The sequence below is a fragment of the Lacticaseibacillus jixianensis genome (assembly GCF_003946485.1).
Taxonomy (GTDB): Bacteria; Bacillota; Bacilli; order Lactobacillales; family Lactobacillaceae; genus Lacticaseibacillus; species Lacticaseibacillus jixianensis.
On the sequence record NZ_RHOJ01000004.1, the window covers coordinates 1 to 26271 of the forward strand.

Here is a 26271-nt window from a genome sequence, read left to right on the forward strand (position 1 = left end):
GCTCTCCCGATTCTCCCGGATTCGGGTCAACTGGCGGTTCCGGCTCTCCCGATTCTCCCGGATTCGGGTCAACTGGCGGTTCCGGCTCTCCCGATTCTCCCGGATTCGGGTCAACTGGCGGTTCCGGCTCTCCCGATTCTCCCGGATTCGGGTCAACTGGCGGTTCCGGCTCTCCCGATTCTCCCGGATTCGGGTCAACTGGCGGTTCCGGCTCTCCCGATTCTCCCGGATTCGGGTCAACTGGCGGTTCCGGCTCTCCCGATTCTCCCGGATTCGGGTCAACTGGCTGTTCCGGCTCTCCCGATTCTCCCGGATTCGGGTCAACTGGCGGTTCTGGCTCTCCCGATTCTCCCGGATTCGGGTCAACTGGCGGTTCTGTCGTTTCCGGTTCACTGGAGTCGTCCGGATCGGGGTCAACGGGTGATTCAGCTTCGTAAGTCACGACGAATAACTCATCCTCAGGTAACTCAGTGTACTCACCATCGAACGACTTCGCCTCGACCACTTCAAAATTGGCTTTGTAGCCTTCCATCACCGGCACCTGATAGGCCTCATAGCCACTTTGCGGGAGGTAAACCAACCTAAGATTCTCTAAGGACTCTGCTTTCCAATCCCAGTTCCACTTAATTGTCTGTTTGACCTCCCGATCCCCATCGGGGTGACCAACAAGTATGATCGTCCGCGTTGTGGTCTTTGGCACCTGACGAATCGCAACGGTTGTTGCAGGCATCTCCCAAGAATTCGGCGAATCATTTTCAAGAATGGTGAGAATCTGATCTTTATCAACTAACTCATAACCAGAAGGCAAAGATAACTCCTTAACAGATATCTCATCGCCAACCTGGCCATAAACCAGGTCATAACTTACATTCCGATCAAGGTCCTCGTCTATCAGGTCAACCTTCAGATAATGGACCTTGTCCTCAACCAATCTGTATGTATCCGGATACCCACCACCGTATGAATGGCTAAATTGATGTCCTGTCTTTTCGCCCTGCCAAACTTTGCCATCCTCCCGATCGAGACCGCGAGCTTTGGAATTTGCGCCGAGAGTCAGAACTTCCAAGCTTGAATTACCATAAAACATCGACGCATTAGTGGGGGTGTCAAAGTTGGAGATGTCGAGTTCACGAAGATTCTCCATATCTTCGAATGCCCAGTTACTGTACCTTCCAGCGTATTGCCAGCCGCTCAAATCTAAGGTCGATAAGTTGGTGCCATAAAGGAAATAGCAGATGTCATCAACAGTAGAAACATCCCACGCTTCAATCGGAAGCTGCTCCAAGCGATGGCAGTCCTCAAATGTTCCATACATTGTTTTCACGTTGCTCGTATCCCAGTTGGAAACGTCTAAACTCTGCACGTTCACATTGTATCCAAACATTGAGTTCATGCTCTGGACTGCGCCCACGTCCAAGTGCTCTAACCCTACGTAGGAAATAACACTACGTAAGTCATAGAAGAGCCGGCTACTATCAACTGGTGCAGCGACTTTGCCATTAATCACAACCTCATCAATCAATTCCCTAATGGATGCCCACGGAGATTCCCCATGCGTATCTGTCCCAACACCTTCATTCAGGCTTAGGATTCCATCCTCCAGTTGCCAGTTCACCGACCCCCACTCGCCTTCCATTGTCGCATCTTGAAGGCGGTAAGTATCTGCATGGCCACCACCGTATGTTTGGAAGAATGAATGACCCGTCTTCTCACCGACCCAGTTCTTTCCGCTTACGTTAGGTATCCCACAGAGAAGGGTACGATCACCTAAAATCAAAACCTCCAATTGGTCAGTTCCGTCTCCGAAATCCGCCGAGTCGTCCAGATTGAAGGAAGACAAGTTTAACTCTCTCAGATTGCTCATGCTGCCAAACGCAAGGGTAACGTCCACCTTAGGGTTAGGGGCCCATTGAGACAAATCCAAACTCACTAGGCCTGATCCATCAAACATCTGCCCCATGCTCTTTACATGCGAAACATCCCAATCAGCCAAATCTACACTACTCAGTTTCGAGTTGTTATAAAATACGCCAGACATATTTTCAACTCGACTTGTATCAATGTTTTCCAGACCCTCATAGCTGGTAGCAGATGTGAAGTCTTCGAAGAGGTACGATATATCTTGGGGAGCATTAATTTTCCCCTCGACGACTACCTTGGACACCGCATCTGAAAAATGTCTCCATGGTGACCACAAATCTGTCTCAGCACCCTCCCCGCCTTCTAAATAAAGCACGCCTTCCTCAAAGCGCCATGGCACAGTGCCCCAAGTACCAGTTTCAGCTTCGGTTGACCATACAAGGTGATAGGTATCGCCATGACCACCTTCATATTCATCCTTGAAGCTATGGCTGGAGTTAACCCCACGCCATTCCTTATAGTCTGGGGTGGGAACATCCTTTAGCAAAGTCTGATCACCGAGAACAAGCTCTTCAAGCCTGTCATACCCACCCCATAATACAGACTGCGGTGAAGTCATGCTAAGGCTCGACAGGTTCACACTTCCTAACTGGATCATGTATTCGAAGGCAGATTGGAAATTCGCGTCTTGTTTTGGCTGCCAACTCGAAAGATCTAAGTTCTGGATACCCGCTCTAGCAAACATCGAGTAAAAAGAGTCACAGTTAGTAACATTCCAACTGGCGACATCAAGATTTTGCAAGCTCTGATTATTATAAAAGAGGTGATCTAAGCTCCCCGCCTGACTCATATCCATCTTCTCGAGACCTTCGTATGCCGTAACCGCAGTAAAGTTTGCAAACAGGTTAGAAGCGTTCGTTGGCATCACAATATCGCCATCTACAACAACCCGTTCAACTTGGTCGGCAATTACCCCCCAAGGAGATTGATAATTTGTATTTTTCCCTTCACCCTCGTCCAAATGCAAGATACCATCTTCGAGACGCCAAGCCACCGTCCCCCAAGTTCCCTGATTCGTAACCACCAACCGATAAGTGTCGGCATGACCGCCAGGATACTCGTCAACAAAGCTGAAGCTAGTTGAGTCCCCCAGCCATTTCGCACCACCTGGAGTGGGGAATTCCTTTAGTTTGGTCTCATCACCCAACACAAGCTCTTCAAGTTCAGAGTATGTTCCGGCAAATGAAGCTTGAGAACTGTTCGAGTGAATGCCCGATAAATTGACAGTTCCTAATTGATTCATAGAGGCAAACGAATTGAACCAAGAGGCTTCGGGATTTGTCGCCCAAGAAGACAGATCGAGCGTCTTTAAACTGGAATAAGAAAACAATCCGTCGAAGTTGAGACAGGATGAAACGTCCCAACTTGAAACGTCTATTTCTTCTAAACTAAAATTACCATAGAAGAAATCTGACATATCCTCAGTGGTGCTCAAATCTAGGTTCTCTAATCCTTCATAAGCCTTGACGTTCCCTAACCGATCAAAGAGCCAGCTAGCATCCCTTGGTGCAACCACGTGCCCAGCCACAACTACCTTTTCGATTTGGTTAGATATGTTAATCCACGGTGACACCCTGCCCGTGTCAGCCCCTTCCCCGCTTTCTAAAGTCAGCACCCCATCTTCCAGCCGCCAAGGCACGGTGCCCCAAGTGCCTTCTTCGTCCGCCTTGACTTCTGCCACTTCCGCTTCATCCTCGGCGGCAGCGGCTGCACCTTCTGCTGGCTCTGGCGCCTCCGACGTCTCAGCTTCCGGGACTATAGGCGGACCTTCAGGGCTGGTCTCAGTGCCTTCACCCGGCGTGCTTTCTGGTGCTGTGTCTGGCGCAGGGGTTTCGCCTGGAGTAGTATTCTCCCCACTTGCGGTATCGCCCTCAGCGCCAGCTTCCTCAGCTGGTTGCCCTTCCACCGGCTTTGCTTCCTCACCCTCTTCCACGGTGGCGGCTGCCGCCTGCTGTCCAGTTGGCAGCTGACTCACCGCGTCACTGGGACTATCCGGGACGGTGAACTGCGAGGCCACCTCACTTGTTTCCGGGTCCTTGCGTCCAGTGTTCGTGGCCGCGTGGGTGAGGACTGGCCCCATCCCCCCTAAGACCACTGAACTCATCAACACGGTCAGGCCCAGTGAAGCCGCCACGCGGCTTTTGCGCCGCTCCGATTGACTCATCGATGCACTTCCTTTCGTTTATGCTTATTAGTTTCATAACTCCCTACAATATTAATTTTAAATGGTCGCCTGTATGCCCTGTCCACCCAAACGGGCTGGGGTACAAAAAGGCCGCTCCCCGGAGGCAGCGGCCTAATCGCAAAGACGTGATTCGTGTTAGATTTATTCTTCTTCTAGTTGATTGAGCTTGTCCATGTCCTTGTCGCTGATGGTGAAGTCCAGCTCGGCGTTGCTTTGAGCGTGGAAGCGGTGCGTCGCTTTTGGCAGCGGCAGCACGCCGTTTTGCAGGCAGAACTTGATGGCCAGCTGGGCGATGGAGACGTTGTACTGCTCGGCGATCGCCGTGAGGTCCGGATCCTGCAGCAGGCGGCCGGTGGCCAGCGGGGAGTAGGCTTCAACGACCAAGCCGTTATCCTCGGCGAACTTGGTGATCGGCTTTTCCGTGTAGCCGACGTGGTACTGGATCTGGTTGACCATCGGCTTAACGGTGGCGCCGTCAAAGATGTTCTTCATCTCCGGCACGCCGAAGTTAGAGATGCCGATGGCCTTGGCGCGGCCGCTTTGGTAGATCTCCTCCATGGCCTTCCAGACGTCCTTGTTCTCCTTGTCGTAGTTGCCGCGCTTGGCCCATGGCCACGGCGCGTGGATCAGGTACAAGTCGACGTAATCCAGGCCGAGGTTTTTCAGCGAGGTCTCAAAATCCTGCTTAGCGCCCTCGTAAGTCTTGGTCTCGGCCGGCAGCTTGGTGGTCAGGAAAATCTGCTCGCGGGGAATGCCGGATTCGCGGATGGCCTCACCCACGCCTTGTTCGTTGCGGTAAGCCAGCGCCGTGTCGACGTGGCGGTACCCCAGCATCAGCGCGTTGGCCACAGCTTCTTGCGCCTGGTCCTGGGGGATCTGCCAGGTCCCAAAGCCGACCTTGGGGATCTTGACCCCATTTGCCAATGTATACGTTTCAGTCAAAATCGAAGATGCCATTGTAATGCCTCCTATTGATTTTGTTCCAAAAACAATTGCGTTCCGCGCGCAAGCCGCGCCAGGCCGTCGTCCAGCATGGCGGCCGGACAGGCGATGTTCATGCGGATAAACTGGGCGCCGTTGCCGCGGTACTCGCCGCCCGCAGACAGGATGAGGCCGGTGTGTTCACGCAGAAAGGCGCAGAACGCATCGCTGGTGGTGCCCAGCGCCGAGATGTCCAGCCACAGCAGGTACGTCGCGTTTTCAAACGCCGGCCGAATTTGCGGCACTTTGGCGGCCAGAAAATCCTGGACGTGGGCGCGGTTGGCCGCCAGCACCTGCTTGAGCGCCGCTAGCCAGGCCGCCCCCTGCGTGTACGCGGCGATGCTGCCGGGCAAAGACAGCAGATTCGGCTCGGCCAGCTCGTCGTTGTTGAGCGCACGGGTCGCGGAGTCGCGCAGCGCCTGCCCCGGCACAATGACCGTGGCCGCGTGCAGGGCCGCGACGTTGAACGTCTTGGACGGTGACACGCAGATCACGGCGTTGTCCCGCAGCGGCTGGGGCAAGGCGAACACCGGCGTGTAGGCCGGCGCCCCGAAGACCAGGTCGCCGTGGATCTCGTCTGACAAAAGCACCACGTGATGCTTCAGGCACAAGGTCGCGATGTGCGTCAGTTCGGCTTTTGACCACGCCTTGCCGATCGGGTTGTGCGGGTTGCACAGGATCATCAGGGTGCTGAGCGGCGCGGCGAGCTTTTGCTCCAGGTCCGCCCAGTCGATGTGGTACCGGCCAGCCGCCGCGTCGTAAACCAGGTCCGAGGACAGCGTGTGGCGGCCGTTATTTTCGATCGAGTGGTAGAACATGTTGTACACCGGGGCCTGCACCACGACGTTGTCGCCGGGGTGCGAGAGTCGCCGCACAAGCGAGGACACCGCCGGGATCACGCCGGTGCAGTACAGCATCCAGGCCGGCTCGGGGCGCGCGCCGTGCTGCTGAGCGTACCAGTCAGCCACCGCGGTGAAGTACGCGGCCGGCGGCTCCTCGTAGCCGAACACGCCGAACTGGACCTTCTTGGTCATCGCCGCAATGATCGCCGGGGCCGTCTTGAAGTCCATGTCCGCGATCCACATCGGCAACTCGCCGGGCTTGACGGCCCACTTGATCGAGTTGGTGCCGGTGCGGTCGATTTGTTGGTCAAACTGAGTCATTCTGTCACCACCTTGGGCTGATTGGCGTAAGTGATCTGCGTCTGCCGTGGGTCGATCTTGGTGGGATCGAGGATCAGCGTGCCGATGGCCTGCGCGTGAATCTTGCCAGAAAGCGGATTCTTCACGCTGAGGATCGGCGTCGTGATCTCGGCGTCGATGTTGGTGCAGTACTCAAACGCGAGGTCCGTCTGCATCATCCGGCAGTTTTTCAGCGTCAGGTCGTCGCAGTAACACAGGCCCTGGTCGCTGGCGATGGTGCAGTTGACCAGCGTCAGGTGCTTCGTGTTCCAGGCGAGGTACTCACCGGAGAGCACCGAATCGAAAATCGTGACGTTGTCGCAATTCCAAAAGGCGTCCTTGGTGACCAGCGTCGAATTATGCACCTCGACGTACTTGCAACCGTCAAAGGCGTAGTTGCCGATGAGGTTCAGGTGGTCGACGTAAATGTTCTCGCTGTCCTTGGCAAAATAATCGCCGCACGCGTCCACGTTCTCGATGTCGATGTCCGCACAGGTCCACAGCGTCTCTTCGGCGTGGGCGAAGTGATCGTTTTGCAGCGTGATGTGGCGGCTGCGGCGAAACAGCTTGGGCGCCTGAAAGCTGCAGTTGCGCAGCGAAATGTCTTCGGTGTACCAAATCCCGCTGCGGCTCATCGTCTCAAAGATCGTGTTGATCACGTCAATGTGCTTGCTGTACCACAAGGGGTACTTCCAGGTGAACGTGCTATCGCGCAAGGTGATGTTGCGACTCTCCTTCAGGGGCGATTCGCCCTCGCCGAAAGTCGTGCGGATCAGGCGCGCGTCTTGCTTGCCGAACAGCGGCCGCTCGCCGTCGAAAAATTGATCTTGAATGGTTTCCATGTCTGCATCCCCCTTGTGGCTGCCTGGTGTGAGGCGGGCTGAAGTGCGCTGGATGGGCGGGGCCTAACTGGGCTCCGGGTTCGCAACGCAGGTACATCTAACTACGGTCACGGATTCACCCGCTTTGCGGGTAAATCCGTGACCTAGGTTAGCTGACCTGCTAAGTGCGCGAACCCTGCGCACCTTCTAACTGGGCTTCCGGTTCGCAACGCGGAAGTGGCTAGCTACGGTCGCAACTTCACTCGCTTTGCGAGTAAAGCCGCAACCTAGGCTAGCCATTCCGCTAAGTGCACGAACCCTGCGCACCTTCTAACTGGGCTTCCGGTTCGCAACGGGGGAGCATCCAGCTACGGCCAAGGCCTCGCCGGCAAAGATCACCGGCAATGCCTCGGCCTAGGCTGGCTGTCCCCCTAAGTGCGCGAACCTTGCGCACCTTGGGCTTAACTGGGCTCCGGGGCGACAACGCCCGAGCGTCCAGCTACGCATAGGGCCTCGTCGGCTAAGTACGCCGACAATGCCCTATGCTAGGCTGGCCGTCGGGCTAAGTGCGTCGCCCCTGCGCACCTTCAAAAAAACAGGCAGCCTGGATTCACCCTCCTTGCTCGGTGAACCCGCTTACCTGTCTATTCTATCATTTTATTGATGCGGCGTTAGGCCTCTTCCAAAGCAGCCAGGGTCGCGGCGTTTTCGGTGTAGTTCACGATCTGCGACAGGCGCTGCGCGGTGCCGGTGGTGATGTGGCCCTGCTCCAGCAGGTCGTGGATCGCCGTGCGCTCGGCCGCAAGCGCCAAGGTGCGCAGTCGCGCCATTTCCTGCTCGTACTGCACCGACTTGTGCGCACGGTTGGCATTCGCCTTGGCCGTCGCGATCCGGCCGCGGTACTGCACAATCAGCGCGTAAATCACCTGCCGGTTGAACTGGCGCTTGCGGTGCTCCGGCTGCCGCAGGTACTCGCTGAGCGTCTTTAGGCCGCCCTTGGCGATTTCTTTTTCGACAAACAGGCGCTCGGGTTCCCCGGTTTGGCCGAGCCGTTCGGCCGCGACCTTGTGCCACCAGTGCGGCAGCGCCGCCTTGGCGCGGGCGAGCACGTCCGACCAGGTCAGGCGGCCGTGGTTCTGAGCCATCGCCACCAGCGAGTTCTCGCGGGTGTGCAGCCGGCGTTTGGTCTTCTGGTAAACGCGGTCGCTGACCTGATTGGCCGCATGCAGCTCTTCCAGCCGCGCCAGCTCACCGGCCACGCCCACCGCGCGCAGGTCGATCTCGTCTTGGACGAACGGCGGCAGCTCGCCGCTGTCATCCGCCTGCAGATCCAGGCGCCGCAGCAGGTGCTGGTACTCGTCGATCAGATCCAGCACGGGCTTTTGGTTGTCCTCGCGCCGCTCGCCTTCCAGCTTGCGCACCGCCATCTGATAAAGGTAGCGCTGGGCCTGCGCCTGATCGAGCAGGCGGACGCCGCCCGGGGCCGCTTGCGGCTCGTCGTCGCCGTCGTCATCGTCCTCGATCGCCGAGCCGCGCAGCTTCAGCGGCGTGCGGTTTTGCGTCATGATCGGCAGCAGCACCGTTGCGACGATCATCGAAAGCACGATGTAGCCGGCGGCAATGAACAACATCAGCGCCCGCTCGGGAAAATGCGCACCGCTGGGCAACAGGACGGGAATCGCCAGCACCGCGACCAGCGAAATTGCCCCGCGCACCCCGGCGATCCCGTTTAACAGCGCCAAGTGCAGGCTGGGCCGGTCAGCCTCGGCCTTTTGCCACGCCGTCAGCCGCATGTAGCCGTAGGTCCAGCCGACGCGAATGGCCAGCATGACCAGGTAGACCAGCACGACGTCCATGAGGGCCTGCCAGGTCGAAACGGCCCGGCTTTGAATGGTGGCGCGCATCGCGACCGGCAGCTCCAGGCCCAGCAGAATAAAAATCAGGCCGTTGAGCACGTAGACGACGATGTCCCAGGTTTTCTCCGTCACGATCCGCAGCTCCGGCAGCGCCGAGATGAAGCGGTTGCCGCTCGCGTTGGTCAACAGCCCCGCAACCACCACGGCAATGACGCCGGACGCGCCGATCACCTCATCGACCAGCAGGTAAATGAGAAACGGAGTGATCAGCTGAAGCACCGCGTGCAAAATGGTGTCGTTGATGCCTTGCTGCAGCAGCCACAGCCGCAGGAGGTTGATCAGCCCCATCAACAGCGCCCCGGCCAAGGCCCCAACGCCGGCGATGTAGACGAAATCGCCGATGGCCTGGGTCCACACGAACGTGCCGGTCATCACCGCGGCGATGCCGTACTTGAACCCGATCAACCCGCTGGCGTCGTTGATCAGACTTTCCCCGGCGATCAGGTGCATGAGCCCCGCCGGCAGGTGCACCCGGCTGGCCAGCGACTGGACCGCGATCGGGTCCGTCGGCGCGAGGATGGCCGCCAAGGCGAAGCTGGCCGCCAGCGGCATTGCCGGCACCAGCCAGTGCAGGAAGAACCCGCCCAGGAAGGTGATGATGAACACCAGCAAAATGGCGTTACCCGCGATCGCCCCGCGCAGCTCCCAGAGCTCGCGCTTGGGAAAGCGCCGGCCGTCGTTGTACAGCAGGGGCGCCGTGAACAGCAGCATGAACCAGTCCGTTTCCATGTCCAAGCTCAAGCTGAAAAACAGCGCCGCCGCCAGGCCAAGCGCTGCTTGAATCAGGGAGACCGGAACGGCCACCAGGTAATGACTGATCACATTGGAGACGATCACCAGTGCGATCAGGAGCAGTACGGCTTCTACAAGCTGCATCGGCAGCGCCTCCTTTCAAAAGCGGGGCTTAGAGGGCCTCCTCGGTGCCGATGATCCGCACCTCAGGCTCCAGCTGGACCCCGAATCTGGCCAGCACGTTTTTTTGCACGTAGCGGATCATCGCCATGTAATCCGTCGCGGTGGCGTGGTTGATGTTGACGATGAACCCGGCGTGCTTCATTGAGATCTGCGCGCCGCCGATCTTGTGCCCCTGCAGTCCCGCCTGCTGAATCATCGGCCCGACGTAATGCCCCTTTGGCCGCTTGAACACCGAGCCGCACGACGGGTACTCCAGCGGCTGCTTGCTGGCGCGTCGCGCGTTGAGCCGGTCCATGCGGGCCCGAATATCGGGTTTGGGCGCTGGAGTCAGTTGGAACGTGGCCTCCAGGACCACGTCACCGGTTTCTTGAACCAAGCTGCGCCGGTAAGCAAACGCCATGGCCGCGTTGTCGTAGTGCCGCAGCTCACCGGCCGGCGTGAGGACGACCACCGCGGTCAAAATGTCCTTGATCTCGCCGCCGTACGCCCCGGCGTTCATGTAAACCGCTCCGCCAACGCTGCCCGGAATGCCGCACGCAAACTCAAAGTCCGACAGGCCTGCCCGGTAGGCGGCCTCGGTCGTGTCGATCAGCCGCGCCCCCGCCTGGGCCGTCACCTGATCGCCGCTGACTTCAATGTGGTCCATCGCCGTCAAAATGATGGTCAGCCCGCGAATGCCGCCGTCGCGCACGATGAGGTTGGACGCATTGCCGATCACCGTGAGCGGCAGGCCTTCCTCATCGGCGTACTGAACCAGCGCCTGGACCTCGGCCACCGTGTGCGGAAACGCCAGCTGATCGGCTGGCCCGCCGGTGCGGGTGAAGGTGTATTTACTCAGGGGTTCGTTGTTTAAAATCGTGATGCCATCAATAACGGCTGCCGTCATGATCTGCCTCCCAGGATTAAATTACCGTTTGATTTTAACATACAAACCCCCGGGTGGCGGTTTGAGGCGGACGCCTTTTTCTTATATACTGAGGGCAATACGAACGGAGGCAACCACTATGAAGTTGATCTCATGGAACGTTAACGGCTTACGGGCCGTTTTGAAGCACGATTTTATGACCACATTCAACGCCCTAGACGCCGACTGGTTCTGCATTCAGGAAACCAAGATGCAGGAAGGCCAGGCCACGCTGGACCTGCCCGGCTACCACCAGTACTTCAACTACGCCGAGCGCAAGGGGTATTCGGGCACGGCCATTTTCACCAAGCACGAGCCGGTAAGCGTCACTTACGGCATCGGCGTGCCTGAATACGACGACGAGGGCCGCGTCATCACGCTGGAGTACCCCAAGTTCTACTTGATGACGGTCTACACCCCGAACTCAGGAAGCGAGCTCAAGCGCCTGGATTACCGCCAGGGCTGGGACCAGGCGTTTCTCGCCTACACCAAGCAGCTGGCCGCCAAGAAGCCACTGGTTTACTGCGGCGATCTGAACGTCGCCCACCACGAGATCGATTTGAAAAACCCGGCGTCCAATCACCACAACGCGGGCTTTACGGACGAGGAGCGCAAGGACTTCACCGCCCAGCTGGCCGCCGGCTTCACGGATTCCTTCCGCCACTTTTACCCGGATCTGACCGACGCGTATTCCTGGTGGAGCTACCGGTTCAACGCCCGCTCGCGCAACGCGGGCTGGCGCATCGACTACTTCGTCGGCAGCGCCGACTTCGTGCCTTACATGCAGGACGCCAAGATCCATAGCGAGATCATGGGCTCGGACCACTGCCCGGTTGAACTTGAGACTGCAGACTTATTAGGAGACTGACATGGATTTTATCGCAATGGACTTTGAAACCGCCAACCGCCAGCGGGCCAGTGCCTGCTCCCTGGCCATCGTCGTGGTGCGCGCGGACCGCGTGACGGATTCCTTTTACACGCTGATCGACCCGGAAGCCCCGTTTGAACCGCAAAACGTGCGCATCCACGGCATCACCGCGGCGCAGGTGGTCGGCCAGCCGACGTTTCCGGCGGTGTGGCCGCACATCCAAAGCTTTTTCACGCCCACGCAGCTGGTGACGGCGCACAATTCGCCCTTCGACGTCTCGGTGCTGCGCCGCACGCTTGAGCGCTACGAGATCGCGGTGCCCCACTACCAAGTGATCGACACGGTGCGGACGGCCAAGAAGCTGATGCCGAACCTGCCGAACCACCGGCTCGACACGGTCAGCGCGGCCATGCACATCCCCCTGGCGCACCACCACAACGCCCTGCAGGACAGCTACGCCTGCGCGCGCATCCTGATCGCCCAGGCCCACCAGTTCGGTACGGCCGCCTTAATGCCCATGTTAAAGATGACGGCCTAACGCAAAACATCCCCGCCCAAGGTTTTGGGTGGGGATGTTTTGCGTTAAGCGACGTTCAGTGCGGCCAGCAGCGCCTGCGCCCGCGGGCCAACGGCTTCAAACGTCAAGGTGCGCTTGTTATCATCGAAATCATCCTTGAGAAAATGGATCAGCAGGTACCCGTCTGGCAGGGCCTCACCTAAGTAATCGGGCCACTCGACGACCGAAACCCCGTCGCCTTCGAAGTATTCTTCCAGGCCCAAATCACCGGCCCCACCGTCTTCGAGCCGGTACAGGTCCATGTGGTAAAGCGGCAGTCGGCCGGCCGGATACTCGCGGATCAGCGTGAAGGTCGGGCTTTTGATGTAATCGGTGATGCCTAAGCCGCGCGCGAGGCCCTTGGTGAAGCTGGTCTTGCCAGCGCCCAGATCGCCGTCCAGCAGCAGCACGTCGCCGGGCGCCAGGTGCGGCGCCACCTGCGCCGCAAACGCCTGCAGCGCCGTTTCATTATCGAATTTCATCCTTCGCCTCCAACGATTGATTGGCCTAACTGGGCTTCGACTTGGCAACGCGGGAGTGGCTAGCTACGCTCACGGCCTCGCCGCCAAGACCAGGCGGCAATGCCATGGGCTAGGCTACCCATCCCGCTAAAACCGCCAAGTCTGCGCACCTTCTAACTGGGCTACGGGTTCGCAACGCGGGAGTGGCTAGCTACGCTCAGCGCCTCACCGCCAAAGTACGGCGGTAAGGCGCTGAGCTAGGCTACCCATCCCGCTAAGTACGCGAACTCTGCGCACCTTCTAACTGCTCTGCGGTCCAAATGACTACCGCTATTTTAGCATAATTAATCGATCAGGTTCTGCGCCGCGGTGATCAGGGCCACTTGGTAAATGTCCTGCTCGTTGGCGCCGCGCGATAAATCCGAAACCGGCTTGTTCAGGCCCTGCAGGATCGGACCAATGGCCTCGAAGTTGCCGAGGCGCTGTGCGATCTTGTAGCCAATGTTGCCAGACTGCAGGTCAGGGAAGATGAAGACGTTCGCGTTGCCGGCGACCTTCGACGCCGGCGCCTTAAGCTTGGCCACGGTCGGCACGAAGGCGGCGTCGAACTGCAGCTCGCCGTCCAGGGCCAGGTCCGGCGCCTGCTTTTGGGCCAGCGCCGTCGCTTCGACCACCTTGTCGACCTGCGGGGCTTTTGCCGAGCCCTTGGTGGAAAAGCTGAGCATGGCGACTTTCGGATCAATGTCAAACAGCTTGGCAGTCTTGGCGGACTCAATGGCGATCTCCGCGAGGGTCTGCGCGTCCGGGTCGATGTTGATCGCGTTGTCCGCAAACAGGTAGCGCTCGTCGCGGCCCCGCTGCATGATGAACGCGCCGGACGTCCGCGAGACCCCGGGGCGCGTCTTTATGATCTGAAGCGCCGGGCGCACGGTGTCGGCGGTCGAATGCACCGCCCCGGAGACCATGCCATCGGCCTCCCCCATATAGACCAGCATCGTGCCGAAGTAGTTCGGATCCTTAACCATGGCCGTCGCCTGTTCTTCGGTCGCCTTGCCCTTGCGCCGGTCGAAGAAGGCCGTGGCCATTTGCGGCAGGATGGCATCCGTTTGCGGGTCGCGAATGATGACCTTGCTCAGGGTGAAACCCTTCTCCTTGGCCACTGCGGCCACTGCGTCTGCCGTCCCCAGCACGATCGGCTGGATCAAGCCGTCGGCAGCCAGCCGCACGGCCGCGCCGAGCACTCGGGGATCAGTTCCTTCAGGAAAAACAATGCGGTAGTTCTTGCCTTTGACCTTTTGCTCCAAGCTCTGAATTAAGTCCAACGTTATCCCTCCATTAGCCAAAATGTTAGCGCATACAACGTTCAGGGTCTATCATAGCAATTTTTTTACGCGCTCGCACCTAAATTATGCTTCCGGCGTTGCGGGCAGCTGCCAATTGATCGGGGCCTCGCCCATCTTGGCCAACAGCGCGTTGGTCTTCGAGAACGGCCGGCTGCCGAAAAAGCCGCGGTAAGCCGACAAGGGACTCGGGTGCGGCGACTCGACCACCGCGTTTTTGCTCAGGTCGATGAGCTGTTTTTTGGCCCGCGCCGCGCTGCCCCACAGGATGAAGACCACCCCGCCGCGGTCCGATAAGGCGGCAATGGCGGCGTCCGTCAGCGTCTCCCAGCCCTGGCCGCGGTGCGAGTTGGCCTGGCCGGCCCGCACGGTGAGCACCGCGTTGAGCAGCAGCACGCCCTGCTCGGCCCAGCTTTTGAGGTAGCCGTGGCGCACCGGCGGATAGCCCAGGTCGTCTTGCAGCTCCTTGTAGATGTTTTGCAAAGACGGCGGCAGCGGGATCCCCGGCGCCACGGCAAAGCTGGCCCCGACCGCCTGATTGGGCCCGTGGTAGGGGTCCTGGCCGAGGATCACCACTTTGACCTGGTCAAACGGCGTCCATTCAAACGCCTGAAAGATGTGGTGCATCTCCGGATAAATGGTTTGCGTCTGGTACTCTGTTTTCAAAAACTGGTGCAGCCGCGCGTACTCCGGGCCGGCAAACACCGGGGCCAGCACAGTCTGCCAGTCGTTATGAATCAATGTTTTCATTCTCAGCCTCCCGCTCTAGTGTACTCAAGCCGCGCCCGCTTTGCATCCGCTTTTATGGTAGAATTGCGGTGATTGGAGGGAATGTCATGATCAAACTGATCGCATCCGATCTGGATGGGACCCTGCTCAACGCTGACTCTGAAGTATCTGCAGGCAACGCCCAGGCGATCCGTGATGCCCAACAAGCGGGCATCGAGTTCATCGTCGCCACCGGGCGCAACCTGCCGCAGGCCAAGCCCCGGCTGGACCGGCACGGCCTCAAGCCCGCCTACATCACGATCAACGGCGGCCTCGTCTACAACGAGACCGGCCAGATCAAGGTGCACGTGCCCCTCGCCAAGGAGCGCCTGCTGCGCGTCCTTGACGCGATCGACGCCGCCGGTTTTTACTGCGAGCTAGTGATTGCCGACGGGGTCGTCTCCAATTCCTACACGCACCGGCTGAATGATATGACGCGCGCGATGAAGCACATGCAGCCCGGGCTTACCGCCGCCGAGGCGAAGGCCAAGGCCGAGGAGCACATCAAGTACCTGTTCACCAAGTACGTCACCGACTACCGCACCTTTCTGGCGGCAGACCCCGAGATCTTGAAGGTCGTGGTCTTCGCTGATGGCGGGCAAGCGGCACTGGCCCCGCTGAAGCAGCGCCTGCTGGCCTTGGGCGGCCTGGCCGTCACCTCAAGCGGCGAGAACAACTTGGAGATCAACGCCGAGGACGCCCAAAAAGGGCCGGCTTTGGCCGCCTACGCCGCGCTCAAGCAGATCCCGATGACCGAAGTGATGGCCATTGGCGACAACCTGAACGACGAGTCGATGATCCGGATGGCCAAGTACAGCGTGGCGATGGCCAACGCGGTGCCGCAGATCAAGGCGCTTGCTTGGCGCACCACCGGCAAAAACACGGACGACGGGGTCGCCCAGGCGATCCACCAGGCCATCCTGCTGAACCAGCAGGAGGAAGGCGGCGAACGCGATGCTGTATTACATTGATGCCCTGTCACTGCATGACTCAGGCATGACCGTGGTCAAAGACGACCACTCCCAGCCTGCATTTATCCTGAACGGCCGCCACGGCCTGACCAACGACAGCTTCAACCTGCACACCATCTCCGGCCAGGAGCTCGGCGAGATCCGGCAGAAGACTATGGGCGTGTCGCCGCGCTACGACCTGTTCCTGGCGGGGCAAAAAGCCGGGAGCGTCAAGAAAATGCTGGGCGTGTGGCACGAGTTCGTCTTCGTGAGCGACCTCAACTGGCTGATTTTCGGCAACCTGCTAGCCAACGAGTACCACATCTACCACGGCGTCAAAACCGTGACGACGATCGCCGCGGTCGGCGCCGCGACCTCGACCACGTTCAAGATCGACATCGCCGACCCGCGCAACGTCCACGCCGGCCTGCTGGTCGCGGCCGTGCTCGACCGGTGGCGCTTCGTCCACTTGGCCAACCCGCTGACGCGCGGCAGCCTGGCTTACGGCACGACGGTTTAAGCGGGCATTCAAAAAATGCGCGAGCCACAATCGCCCTAGTCGCGTTCAACAAAGCAACGCCCAGACACGCAAACGTCCCGCCACCGCGATTCAAAGAATCGTGATGGCGGGACGCCTGCGTTTTGGGCTAAAACCGCTTTGTTTCTCAGCCTCTTACTTATATCCTCTTGGTCATGTGGTTGTAGCGGTGGGAGCCGATCATCAGCTCGCGCGTCTTGGTGAAGCCGACCTTGCGGTACAGCTGCTCGGCGTGCGGGTTAGTTTGATCGACGTTCAACGAAAGCAGCGTCACCCCGCGCTGTTTGAGCGGGGCCTCGATGCCTTGCAAAAGCGCGGTGCCGATGCCGTGGCGCTGGTCCTGTTCGGCGACCGCCAGCGTGTCGATGTACCACTCGCCGGGATCGGTCTCGACGTCCGGAAACAGTTCGTGATCGACCGGCAGGCCAACGCTTGGCAGCAGCGGCTTAAACGCGTCGTCAATGTGGGCCTCAAGCTCGTGCGGGTAGCCGACGAGGATGCCATCGACGCCGCGGGCGCCAACGTGCACGGTGGTTTGCGGGTACCCGTAGCGGTAAGTGGGCAGCAGGAAGGCCTGCTCGAAGACCTTGTAGAGGTCGGGCTTGGCCATTTTCATCAACGTGGGGATCTCCATTTCTTCAAAAACGAGATCAATGAGTGGCACGACTTGCGCCGCGTCCTCGGGTTTACTTGGACGGATCATGTGGGTTGCGGCCAGCTAAATGCTGATCGACGCGGCCGCAACTTCCCCTCCTTGAGCGCCGATCAGAACCACCCTAGTATACCAAATTTGGCCGCGCCGCCAAGCGCCGCCAGGATAGGTTTTTATTATTGGCAAAGTCCACCCGGCGGCCAGTTGTCTGCCAGATAGTTAAAATCCGTTCCAAAAGTCGGCAAAAATTTTGATGACAAGCATAAGCCGCTTCTCCTCTTGTTATTATTTTGACCGCGAATGGCCGCCGCGCGGGTTTAGCAAAAATGGTCAAAGAGTTTTAAAATCCCGCTTTGATGGCTCCCACTCGTCAAAGCGCGAAGAAGCACCCTTTATTCGATAAAAGCGATAGAAACAGAGAAATACCTCTTGTCTGCCATATCTTGTGAGTCGGCATTGTCATGACACTCTATCTTGTGACTAAGGCCGTTATTTGCTACGATGTGACTAGTGTCGCTTCATGGCAGTGGCGGCACGCGAAAACAGTTGAAGGAGCGTAACTGGGTTGAAAGTAACGTTTAAAGACGTCACTTTGTCCTACGACGGAAAGAAAGATACCCTCAAGCATCTGAACTTTGAGATCCCTGATGGTACCCTTGTTTCCCTACTGGGGCCAAGCGGCGGGGGTAAAACCACGACCCTTAACCTGATCTCCGGCTTGTTGCCGGCGACTTCAGGCCATATCTACTTCGGCGACGAAGACGTCACGAAAAAGGACGCCTTGGCGCGCAAAGTCGGCATGGTCTTTCAGAACTACTCGCTTTATCCGCACTTGACGGTCCGCGACAACATCGCCTTCCCGCTCAAGATGCAGAAGGTGAAGAAGGCGGCGCGGTACAAGCGCGCCGAGGAGCTCGCAAAGCTCGTGCACGTCGACGACCAGCTGGACAAAAAGCCCGGCGGCCTGTCCGGCGGCCAGCAGCAGCGCGTGGCCATTGCCCGCGCGTTGGCCAAGGCGCCGTCCTTGCTGCTGCTCGATGAGCCGCTGTCCAACCTGGATGCCCGCCTGCGCATCGAAATGCGCCAGGAGATCCGGCGCATCCAGCAGGAAACTGGCGTCACGACCATTTTCGTGACCCACGACCAGGACGAGGCGCTGCACATCTCGGACAACATCATGGTACTAGCGCACGGCACGATCCAGCAGTTCTCAACGCCCACCGCCCTTTACGAGCGGCCGGCCAACCTGTTTGTGGCTAAGTTCATCGGTGAACCCGTGATCAACACGGTGCCCGCCGAGGCGCTGAAAGCCGACCTGGTGGCAACGGTGCCGGCCAGCGTGCTGGCTAGGGCCAAGACCGCCGGGATCCGCAGTGAGGCCATTGTGCCGTTCGATAACGGCCAAGGCATGGTCGCCACGATCCACGCCGGGCTCGTGCAAGCCGCCAAGTACGGCCGCGAATCGACTGCCAACCTTTCCTACAACGGGGAGACGCTCCTTTCAACCGAAATGGCTGGCCTGCCCGCCGATCAAACGGAAGGCGATTTCTTCCTGACGAAAGCGGGGTTCTTCCTGTTCGACGACCAAGGGGCTTTGATCTTTGGCGGTGATGCCCATGCTGAATGAGAAGCCAACGCTAAAATCATCCCTTAAGGCTTACTTGTACTTGCTGCCGATGCTGGTGATCTCGCTGGTGTTCAACATCTGGCCGATCATCTCCTCGCTGCTCATGAGCCTGTACACGAAGTACAACTTCTACACCGACAAGGTCAGCGCCATGGGGCTGGACAACTTCCTGTACCTGTGGAACGATCCCGACTTCCACCTGGCCGTCCGCAACACACTGATCTTCGTGGCGGGCGTGGTGCCGATCACCGTGGTCCTGTCCTTGGTGATCGCGCTGCTGCTCAACCAGATCAAATGGCTGTCCGGCTTCTTCCGCACCGTGTACTTTCTCCCGTTTGTCACGTCGACCGTGGCGATCGCGATGGTGTGGAACTGGATCTACCATTCCGACTACGGGCTGATGAATTACTTCATGAGCCTGGTGGGCCTGCACCCCATCAACTGGCTGACCGATCCCCACTGGTCCCTGCTGGCGCTCATCATCATGAGCATCTGGAAGAACCTTGGGTTTAACATCATCCTGTTTCTGGTCGGGCTCAACAACATCGACAAAGGCTACTACCAAGCGGCCGAGATCGACGGGGCTAACGCCTGGCAGCGGTTCTGGAACGTGACGATCCCCATGATCTCACCGATCACCTTCTTGGTATCGGTCAACGGGGTGATCGGCTCGTTCAAGGTCTTTGATCAGATTTTTGCCCTGTTCCAGGGCACTCCAGGCCCCGGGAAGGCCGATCTGACCATCGTCTACTACCTGTACGAGAAGTTCTACACCGAGTACAAGTACCCGATCGCTGCCGCCAGTGGAGTGGTTCTCTTCGTCTTGATCCTGCTCGTCACGCTCGTGCAATTGTGGTACTCCCGCAAGCACGTGCACTACTAGGAGGGCGCTGCCATGGCAAAAAAAATTAGTCGCGTCCTTTTGTACCTGATCGTCATCCTGGGCGCCGTGACCATGCTGGTCCCCTTCCTGTGGATGATCTCCACCTCGCTGAAGTCCGGTCCGGAAACCATTAAGGTCCCGCCGGTCTGGATCCCTAAGGTGCTGCGGTGGCACAACTACGTGACGGCGTTTCACGCCGCCCCGTTCGCGCGCTACTTCATCAACTCGGTGATCGTCACCGTGGTCACGACGGTCGGCCAACTGCTGACCTCCATCCTGGCCGCGTTCGCCTTTGCGCGGTTGCGGTTTTGGGGCAAGAATTTCCTGTTCATGATCTTCCTGGGCACCATGATGATCCCCGGCGAAATGCTGATCATCCCCAACTTCGTCACCCTGTCGAAGTTGAGCCTGGTCAACACGTACGGCGCCTTGATCATCCCTTGGCTGGCCAGCTTCTTCACCGTTTTCACCCTGCGTCAGACCTTCCAGTCCACGCCTGATCAAATCTATTACGCTGCCAAAATGGATGGCGCCTCGGACTGGAAGTATTTGTGGACGGTGCTGGTGCCGATGAGCAAATCGACCATCACCGCCGTCACCGTCTTGGAGGTCATCGGCTCGTGGAACTCCTTCATGTGGCCTTTGATCGTCACCAACAGCGAGCACATGCGGACCCTGCCGGTCGGGCTGCAAGCCTTCACGACCGACGCTGGCACGCAGTATCAGCTGCTGATGGCGGCCTCGACGTTCGTGATCATTCCCATGGTCATCGTCTACATGTTCCTGCAGAAGTACATTATTGCTGGTATCTCTAAAGCTGGATTGAAAGGATGAGTTCATCTCATGAAAAAGAGTGTTTGGGGCAAATCATTAATTGGGGCAGCCGCGGTATTAGTCGGCCTGACCCTGGCTGCTTGCGGCAATTCAAATTCTTCAAGCAAAAGCAGCACCAGTGACAAGAAAGTGACGATCACTTTCTGGCACGGCATGAACGGCCCTTACAAGACTGCGCTCGACGGGATCATTGCCGATTTCAACAAGTCCCAGAGCAAGTACGTCGTCAAAGGCACCGCGCAGGGCAACTACACCGCCCTGCAGCAAAAGATCATGGCGGGGGCCAAATCAAAGTCCCTGCCAACCATGGCGCAAACGACTTACACGACCGTCCCTGACTATGTCTCCAACGGCTTCATCACCCCGCTGGACCCATACATGCTCAAAGGCAGCGACAAGTTGAGCCAAAGCTCACTGAAGGATATTTACCCGGCCTTTATCTCCAGCTCGAAGTATCAGGGTAAGTACTACTCCATGCCGTTTTCTAAATCGACCCGGATCATGTACTACCAGCCAGCACTGATGAAGAAGCTCGGGGTCAACAAGGTCCCAACCAGCTGGGAAGAGCTGCAAACGCTCGGTCAGACGCTTAAGAGCAAGGGCGTGGCAGCTGTCGGCTTCGATGCCTCATTCGACATGGAACTTGAAGCACTGGCTCGCCAGAACGGCAACGCTTTAGTCTCCAAAGACCTGAAGGCGAACTTGAACTCCAAGAAGACCCTGCAAGTTACCAACATGATCTTCAACATGTTGCAAGACGGTGAAGCCAAGACCGCCGGTGAAGATATTTACGGCGACAAGAACTTCACCTCTGGTAAGACTCTCTTCTACATTGGCTCCTCTGCGGGCGTTTCCTCGATGCAGCAAAACGCACCAAAGGGCTTTGACTGGAACACCACCACGGTGCCTTCCTACAAGGGCAAAAAAGCGACCGAACTGGCCGGCAACGATCTGGTCATGTTCAAGTCCGCTTCCACGGATCAGCAAAAAGGCGCTTGGGCCTTCATGAAGTTCCTGACCTCCAAGAAGGAAACCATCAAGTGGGCCGAAAAGACGGGCTACGTGCCGCTGCGCAAGTCGGCGGTGGAAGACTCTGCCTTCCAGTCCTACCTGAAGCAGCACGAAGTGAACAAGGCGGCCGTTGATTCTCTGGACGCCGGCTTCCAATCCACTGCGTTCAAGGGCTTCACCGAGTACCGCAACGATCTGCTGGATGCCGTTGATTCGATGACGACTAAGCACACGAAGCCAGCAGATGCCATGGGCGCCCTGCAAAAGAAGACCGAAACGATCCTGAAGGACGCGAAGTAAACAGCTTTTCCAAGAAGAGTCGGCTGAGCAGTCGGCTCTTTTTGTTCGGCCAAAATTCGCAAGCCCGATTACATGCCCGTCATCACCGAAGGACTCAGACGGCCGTATGCCCGCCACGTGACGCCACGGCAAAAGAGGCGTAAAATAACCAGTTACGATTAAGCGGCACCGGTCTTACCGGCTCACCGCCACTCAGGAGGACACGATGACACAAATCAGATTTTTGAACGGACTGAGGACCATTGGCGGCAACATAGTGGAATTTTCTCAAGCAGGCAGCCGGGTGATCATGGATTTTGGCGTGGCCGCAGACCTAACGAACGAAACGGTGGCCTCGGCCATCGCAAACGGGAAACTGCCCAACGTGCCGGAACTCTTTGGACTGGCCGAAGACCACTGGGCGCACGAGGCAATTTTCATCTCGCACCTGCACATCGACCACATGGGCGCACTGCAGTACCTGAAGCAGGACATCCCGGTGTACCTGTCCGCGCCAAGTTATCGCCTCTACCAGACGCTCATTGCGCTGGGCATCGAAAAGCCGGTCGCCAACCTGCACCCAATGCCGTTTGAAACGCCGGTCACGGTCGGCGACTTCTCCGTCCAGGGCTTTGCCTCCGACCACGACGAACCGGGCATCATGGCGCTGCTGGTCGGCGATGGCCAGCGGTGGTACGCGCACTCGGGCGACGTCCGGCTGAACGGCCCGCACCGCGCACGCGTTGACCACTGGGCCCAAGTGTTCCGCGAAAAAAAGTTGGCGATGTTCATGCTGGAAGGCACCACCTTCTCGTTTGACACCGAAACACCGGTCAAGGACCAGCAGCACCCCAGCGAGCCGCTGACGGAAACGGGCATGCAGGCCAAGCTGCTGGATGTGCTTCAGGCCAGCCCGCAGCTAGTCGCGATCAACCCGTACATCCGCAATTACGAGCGGCTGGCCGGGCTGCAGGAATCCGCCCACCGCGCCGGCCGCCAGATGGTGTGGGAGCACCCCGATGCCGTCGTGCTTGAGACCATGACCGGCCTCAAGCCCGACCAGGTCATCGAGGAAACGATCTCCCGCGAGGCGCTGCGCCAGCATCCGGATCAGTACCTGCTGGAGAACGCCTTTACCCACCTTAACTGGCTCCAGGACTTGCCGGTCTCGCAGTACGTGCACACCAACGGCGAGCCGCTGGGCGACTACGATCCGCGGTTCAAGACGTTAACAGAGACGCTGGGTGCCGCCGCCATTCCGCTGACCTTCCTGTCCTGCTCGGGCCACGCGACGCGCACGGACCTGATCAAGCTGGCACAAATGGTCGCCCCGCGGATCATCGCCCCGTGGCACAGCTTCCACCCGGAGCGCGAGGCCAAAGCGCTGGACGAAACGACGCGCGCCGAGCTCCTACTGCCGGAAAAAGACCTGTACTACACCCTGGACGAGCCGGACGGCCAGGACTGAAAGTAGCCCCAAAGCTACTGAAAAGGGCCGGCACCACCCGCCCCCGCAGGCCTTCACCAAGGCCTGCCGGATGCGGCTGGCGCCGGCTTTTGCAAGTCGTCAGATTGTCCTTTTCCCCGTGAAAAGTATAGTCTGGTGACGTCACTTGATAAGGAGGACCACCATGCTCGAAAAGCAATTCTATGACCAAATGTTTGCGCACTCGTTTAACATTCCCATCACCGTGCAGTACTGGGACCATACCACTAAGACTTACGGCGAAGGGACCCCGAGCCTCACGATCCACCTCAGAAAGGCCGTCCCGATCAAGGCCCTGCTGAAAAACGCCTCCTTGGCCCTTGGTGAGGCTTACATGCGCGGCGACATCGATGTGACCGGCGGCGGCCAATTCCCGCTCCAGGCGCTTCTCACGGCCGCCTACGAAAGCGCAGGGTCGTTCATGCGCAACAAGAAGCTGATCCGCGTCATTCCCAAGCAGTCTCACACCGAAAAGAAAAGCAAGGCCGACATCCAGGCCCACTACGACCTGGGCAACGACTTCTACAAGCTGTGGCTCGATGACACGATGACCTACTCCTGCGCCTATTTCGATGACTGGGACGATGATCTGACCCACGCGCAGCAAAACAAGGTCGACCACATTTTGCGCAAGCTCGACTTGCAACCGGGCCGGCGCTTCTTGGACATTGGCTGCGGCTGGGGCACGCTGATGCTGACGGCGGCCAAGCGCTACCACCTCGACGTCACCGGTATCACGCTGTCGCAGGAGCAATACGACTTTGTGAACGAACGGATCCAGGCGCTCGGCCTGCAGGACCACGCCCGGGTGCTGCTGGAGGACTACCGCGAGCTGACGGACGGCCCTTACGACTACATCACCTCGATCGGCATGTTCGAACACGTCGGCCAAGAAAACCTTGGGCTGTACTTCAAGGACGTCGCCAAGCTGATGAAGACGGGCGGCTCGGCCCTGATTCACGGCATCACGCGCCAGCAAGGCGGCGCCACTAACGCCTGGCTGAACAAGTACATTTTCCCCGGCGGCTACATCCCCGGCCTCAGCGAAAACATCACGCACATCATCGACGCCAATCTGCAAGTCTCCGACCTCGAACCGCTGCGCCGGCACTACCAGCGCACGCTGGAGCACTGGGACGAGAACTTCAACGCCCACCGCAACGTGATCCAACAAAAGTTCGGCTACTCGTTCACCCGCATGTGGGACGTCTACCTGCAGGCGGCCGCTGCCTCGTTTGCTTCCGGCAACATCGATGTCATCCAGTACCTGGTGACCAAGGCCCCGTCCGGCACTGGCCTGCCGCTGACCCGCGATTACATCTACGCTTAAGCGGACGCCGGGGCGCCGGTGTCCAAGCTGACATGCGGAGCGGCTAGTTGTCGGGCTAAGGGCGCGAACCCTGCGCACCTTGGCTTAACTGGGCTCTGGGTTCGCAACGCAGGTGCATCTAACTACGGTCACGAATTCACCCGCTTTGCGGGTAAATCCGCAACCTAGGTTAGCTGACCTGCTAAGTGCGCGAACCCTGCGCACCTTGAACTAACTGGGCTCTGGGTTCGCAACGGGGGAGCATCTAGCTACGCTGTTGGCCTCGCCGCCAAAGATCGGCGGCAATGCCAACAGCTATGATCACCCTGTAGCCGCTTGCGGCATACAGGGTGACATGCGTAGCGGCTAGCTGTCCCCCTAAGTGCGCGAACCCTGCGCACCTTGGCTTAACTGGGCTCCGGGTTCGCAACGGGGGAGCATCCAGCTACGGCCAAGGCCTCGCCGGCAGAGAACGCCGGCAATGCCTCGGCCTAGGCTGGCTGTCCCCCTAAGTGCGCGAACCCTGCGCACCTTGAATCAGTATCCGCTTGCAACCAGTTTTGCGCAGTCGGATAATATGGAACAAGGAGGTGATCAGTCGTGTTTGCGCTCATGATTTCCCCGGAAGCCGCGTTGCTGCAGCGCCGGCTGGCGGTGGTGCGAACGTTGCTGCTGGACGCCGTTGAGCAAACCGACGCGCTGGCTAACCACCGCCTCCCCACCCTGTCAGCCTTTTACTGGAGCCAATTCGGCCCGCTTGAAATTCAGCTCTACGAAACTGAGCTGAGTCGCGACCAACTGGTTTACCGGATCCGACTCACGCGCCAGTACCTAAACCGGGGACTGCCGCCGGATCTGCCTGCCATTCAGACGCAAACCGCGCTTAAATTCGCCGCTCGGCACCAGGCCCTGACTGCGATGCACGCCAAGCTGAGCGCGGCGGTGCAGTACCTGGCCCTGCCCGTCCTGACTGAAGCCGAAAGCGCCGAGCTGAGCACGCTGTACAAGCAGCTGGTCAAGGCGCTGCACCCGGATTTGCACCCCCACCAGAGCGCGGCCGACAAGCGGATGTTCTTGCTCGTGACCACAGCCTACGCCAACGGCCTGCTAGGGCTTTTGCGCACGATCGCGGCGCTCCTAGCTGGCCGCACCGAAGACGTGCTTAGCCCAGCGGCCCTGCGCCTTCAGCTGGCCAGGCTGGTCGCTGATCTGGCGCAGGCGCGACAGCACCAGCGCGCGCTGCACCAGCAGTGGCCGCTGACCATCGAAGATGAGCTAGCGGATGCGGCCTGGCTGGCCCAGCACGAAGCTGACCTGCAGCAGGCGCTCTTGCAGCTCAAGCAGCAGGTCGCGGCCAAAAGCGTCGAGTACGGCCAGCTGGTCGGCGATCTAGGAGGTGAAGCACATGGGTGATTTTGAACTAAAACCCGCCGGGGGCGGCGGCCTGACTCCGTGGCCCGGCAATTCGCCCCACCAGCCGGCCCAGGCCGGCGGCGATGAGATCTTGCTGGTGAACCATCACGTCGCCGGCACGGCCCATGTGGCGCACCCAGAAACGCTGACCGCCGACTTGACGCTGGGCATGCAGGTGCGCCTGCTGCGGGAAAACAACGCCTACGATGCCTTTGCCGTCAAGGTGATGACGCCGACCGGCCGCGACTTGGGCTACCTCCCCAAGGGGGAAAACGTGGTCATCGCCCGCCTCCTGGACGCCGGCCTGAACGTCTACGCCAAGGTGACCAACTGGACCATGAAGGGCACCTGGCCGTACATTCGCATCGACCTGTTCTTGCGCCTTTAAGCCCATTAATCGGGCTCCGGGTTCGTAACGCGGAAGTGGCTAGCTACGGTCGCAACTTCACTCGCTTTGCGAGTAAAGCCGCAAC

22 protein-coding genes are annotated in these 26271 nt (G+C 58.9%); 12 read left to right on the forward strand and 10 right to left on the reverse strand.

Features of this window, described 5'->3' with window-relative positions:
• The 6 genes from EKM85_RS02780 to murB all read right to left on the reverse strand — a co-directional run.
• Positions 1-4084: BspA family leucine-rich repeat surface protein (locus EKM85_RS02780; protein WP_125584748.1), on the reverse strand; the 4084-nt coding region annotated here is incomplete at its 3' end.
• Between the two features lie 162 nt (positions 4085-4246).
• Positions 4247-5062, reverse strand: a complete 816-nt coding sequence (locus EKM85_RS02785; RefSeq protein WP_125584749.1) for an aldo/keto reductase — start codon at positions 5060-5062, stop codon at positions 4247-4249.
• A gap of 11 nt (positions 5063-5073) precedes the next feature.
• Positions 5074-6249 (reverse strand): MalY/PatB family protein, encoded by a 1176-nt coding sequence (locus EKM85_RS02790; protein WP_125584750.1) that lies wholly within the window; start codon positions 6247-6249, stop codon positions 5074-5076.
• A complete protein-coding gene (locus EKM85_RS02795; RefSeq protein ID WP_125584751.1) occupies positions 6246-7109 on the reverse strand; it encodes a DUF3737 family protein in 864 nt (287 codons plus the stop codon). The genes EKM85_RS02790 and EKM85_RS02795 overlap by 4 nt, the downstream gene beginning before the upstream one ends.
• 650 nt (positions 7110-7759) lie before the next feature.
• Entirely contained in the window at positions 7760-9880 is a 2121-nt protein-coding gene (locus EKM85_RS02800) for a cation:proton antiporter (RefSeq protein ID WP_125584752.1), read from the reverse strand.
• A 28-nt stretch (positions 9881-9908) separates the two neighbouring features.
• On the reverse strand, positions 9909-10805 hold the full coding sequence (gene murB, locus EKM85_RS02805) for a UDP-N-acetylmuramate dehydrogenase (protein WP_125584753.1): 897 nt from the start codon (positions 10803-10805) through the stop codon (positions 9909-9911).
• A gap of 118 nt (positions 10806-10923) precedes the next feature.
• On the opposite strand from murB, the gene EKM85_RS02810 reads away from it, so the two are divergent.
• Positions 10924-11691, forward strand: coding sequence for an exodeoxyribonuclease III (locus tag EKM85_RS02810; RefSeq protein ID WP_125584754.1), 768 nt, complete (start codon positions 10924-10926; stop codon positions 11689-11691).
• Position 11692: 1 nt separating this feature from the next.
• The gene (locus tag EKM85_RS02815; protein WP_125584755.1) at positions 11693-12229 is read left to right on the forward strand and encodes a 3'-5' exonuclease; all 537 of its coding nucleotides are present in this window, start codon (positions 11693-11695) and stop codon (positions 12227-12229) included.
• 44 nt (positions 12230-12273) lie between these two features.
• Here EKM85_RS02815 and tsaE read toward each other — a convergent pair whose 3' ends face one another.
• From tsaE to EKM85_RS02830, 3 genes are all read right to left on the reverse strand, one after another.
• The gene (gene tsaE / locus EKM85_RS02820) at positions 12274-12729 is read right to left on the reverse strand and encodes a tRNA (adenosine(37)-N6)-threonylcarbamoyltransferase complex ATPase subunit type 1 TsaE (protein WP_125584756.1); all 456 of its coding nucleotides are present in this window, start codon (positions 12727-12729) and stop codon (positions 12274-12276) included.
• A 323-nt stretch (positions 12730-13052) separates the two neighbouring features.
• A complete protein-coding gene (gene pta, locus EKM85_RS02825) occupies positions 13053-14030 on the reverse strand; it encodes a phosphate acetyltransferase (protein WP_125584757.1) in 978 nt (325 codons plus the stop codon).
• An 84-nt stretch (positions 14031-14114) separates the two neighbouring features.
• Positions 14115-14798 (reverse strand): uracil-DNA glycosylase, encoded by a 684-nt coding sequence (locus EKM85_RS02830; protein ID WP_125584758.1) that lies wholly within the window; start codon positions 14796-14798, stop codon positions 14115-14117.
• An 86-nt stretch (positions 14799-14884) separates the two neighbouring features.
• On the opposite strand from EKM85_RS02830, the gene EKM85_RS02835 reads away from it, so the two are divergent.
• Positions 14885-15787 carry a Cof-type HAD-IIB family hydrolase gene (locus tag EKM85_RS02835; protein ID WP_164510639.1) on the forward strand — a complete coding sequence of 301 codons (903 nt, stop codon included), beginning with the start codon at positions 14885-14887 and terminating at the stop codon, positions 15785-15787.
• A complete protein-coding gene (locus tag EKM85_RS02840) occupies positions 15771-16286 on the forward strand; it encodes an LURP-one-related/scramblase family protein (protein WP_125584760.1) in 516 nt (171 codons plus the stop codon). Before EKM85_RS02835 ends, EKM85_RS02840 begins: the two co-directional genes overlap by 17 nt.
• Before the next feature lie 157 nt (positions 16287-16443).
• Here the strand turns inward: EKM85_RS02840 and EKM85_RS02845 are convergent, their stop codons facing one another.
• Complete coding sequence (locus EKM85_RS02845) at positions 16444-17007, reverse strand: GNAT family N-acetyltransferase (protein WP_125584761.1); 564 nt, start codon at positions 17005-17007, stop codon at positions 16444-16446.
• Between the two features lie 514 nt (positions 17008-17521).
• Between EKM85_RS02845 and EKM85_RS02850 the strand changes: the two genes are divergently transcribed.
• From EKM85_RS02850 to EKM85_RS02885, 8 genes are all read left to right on the forward strand, one after another.
• Complete coding sequence (locus EKM85_RS02850; RefSeq protein ID WP_125584762.1) at positions 17522-18583, forward strand: ABC transporter ATP-binding protein; 1062 nt, start codon at positions 17522-17524, stop codon at positions 18581-18583.
• On the forward strand, positions 18573-19466 hold the full coding sequence (locus tag EKM85_RS02855; RefSeq protein WP_125584763.1) for a carbohydrate ABC transporter permease: 894 nt from the start codon (positions 18573-18575) through the stop codon (positions 19464-19466). Before EKM85_RS02850 ends, EKM85_RS02855 begins: the two co-directional genes overlap by 11 nt.
• A gap of 12 nt (positions 19467-19478) precedes the next feature.
• Complete coding sequence (locus tag EKM85_RS02860) at positions 19479-20300, forward strand: carbohydrate ABC transporter permease (RefSeq protein WP_125584764.1); 822 nt, start codon at positions 19479-19481, stop codon at positions 20298-20300.
• A 9-nt stretch (positions 20301-20309) separates the two neighbouring features.
• The gene (locus tag EKM85_RS02865) at positions 20310-21611 is read left to right on the forward strand and encodes an ABC transporter substrate-binding protein (RefSeq protein WP_125584765.1); all 1302 of its coding nucleotides are present in this window, start codon (positions 20310-20312) and stop codon (positions 21609-21611) included.
• A gap of 205 nt (positions 21612-21816) precedes the next feature.
• Entirely contained in the window at positions 21817-23058 is a 1242-nt protein-coding gene (locus tag EKM85_RS02870) for an MBL fold metallo-hydrolase (RefSeq protein WP_125584766.1), read from the forward strand.
• 163 nt (positions 23059-23221) lie between these two features.
• Positions 23222-24406, forward strand: coding sequence for an SAM-dependent methyltransferase (locus tag EKM85_RS02875; RefSeq protein WP_125584767.1), 1185 nt, complete (start codon positions 23222-23224; stop codon positions 24404-24406).
• Positions 24407-24985: 579 nt separating this feature from the next.
• Entirely contained in the window at positions 24986-25798 is an 813-nt protein-coding gene (locus tag EKM85_RS02880) for a J domain-containing protein (RefSeq protein WP_125584768.1), read from the forward strand.
• Entirely contained in the window at positions 25791-26186 is a 396-nt protein-coding gene (locus EKM85_RS02885; RefSeq protein ID WP_125584769.1) for an HIRAN domain-containing protein, read from the forward strand. The genes EKM85_RS02880 and EKM85_RS02885 overlap by 8 nt, the downstream gene beginning before the upstream one ends.
• Positions 26187-26271 lie beyond the last annotated feature (85 nt).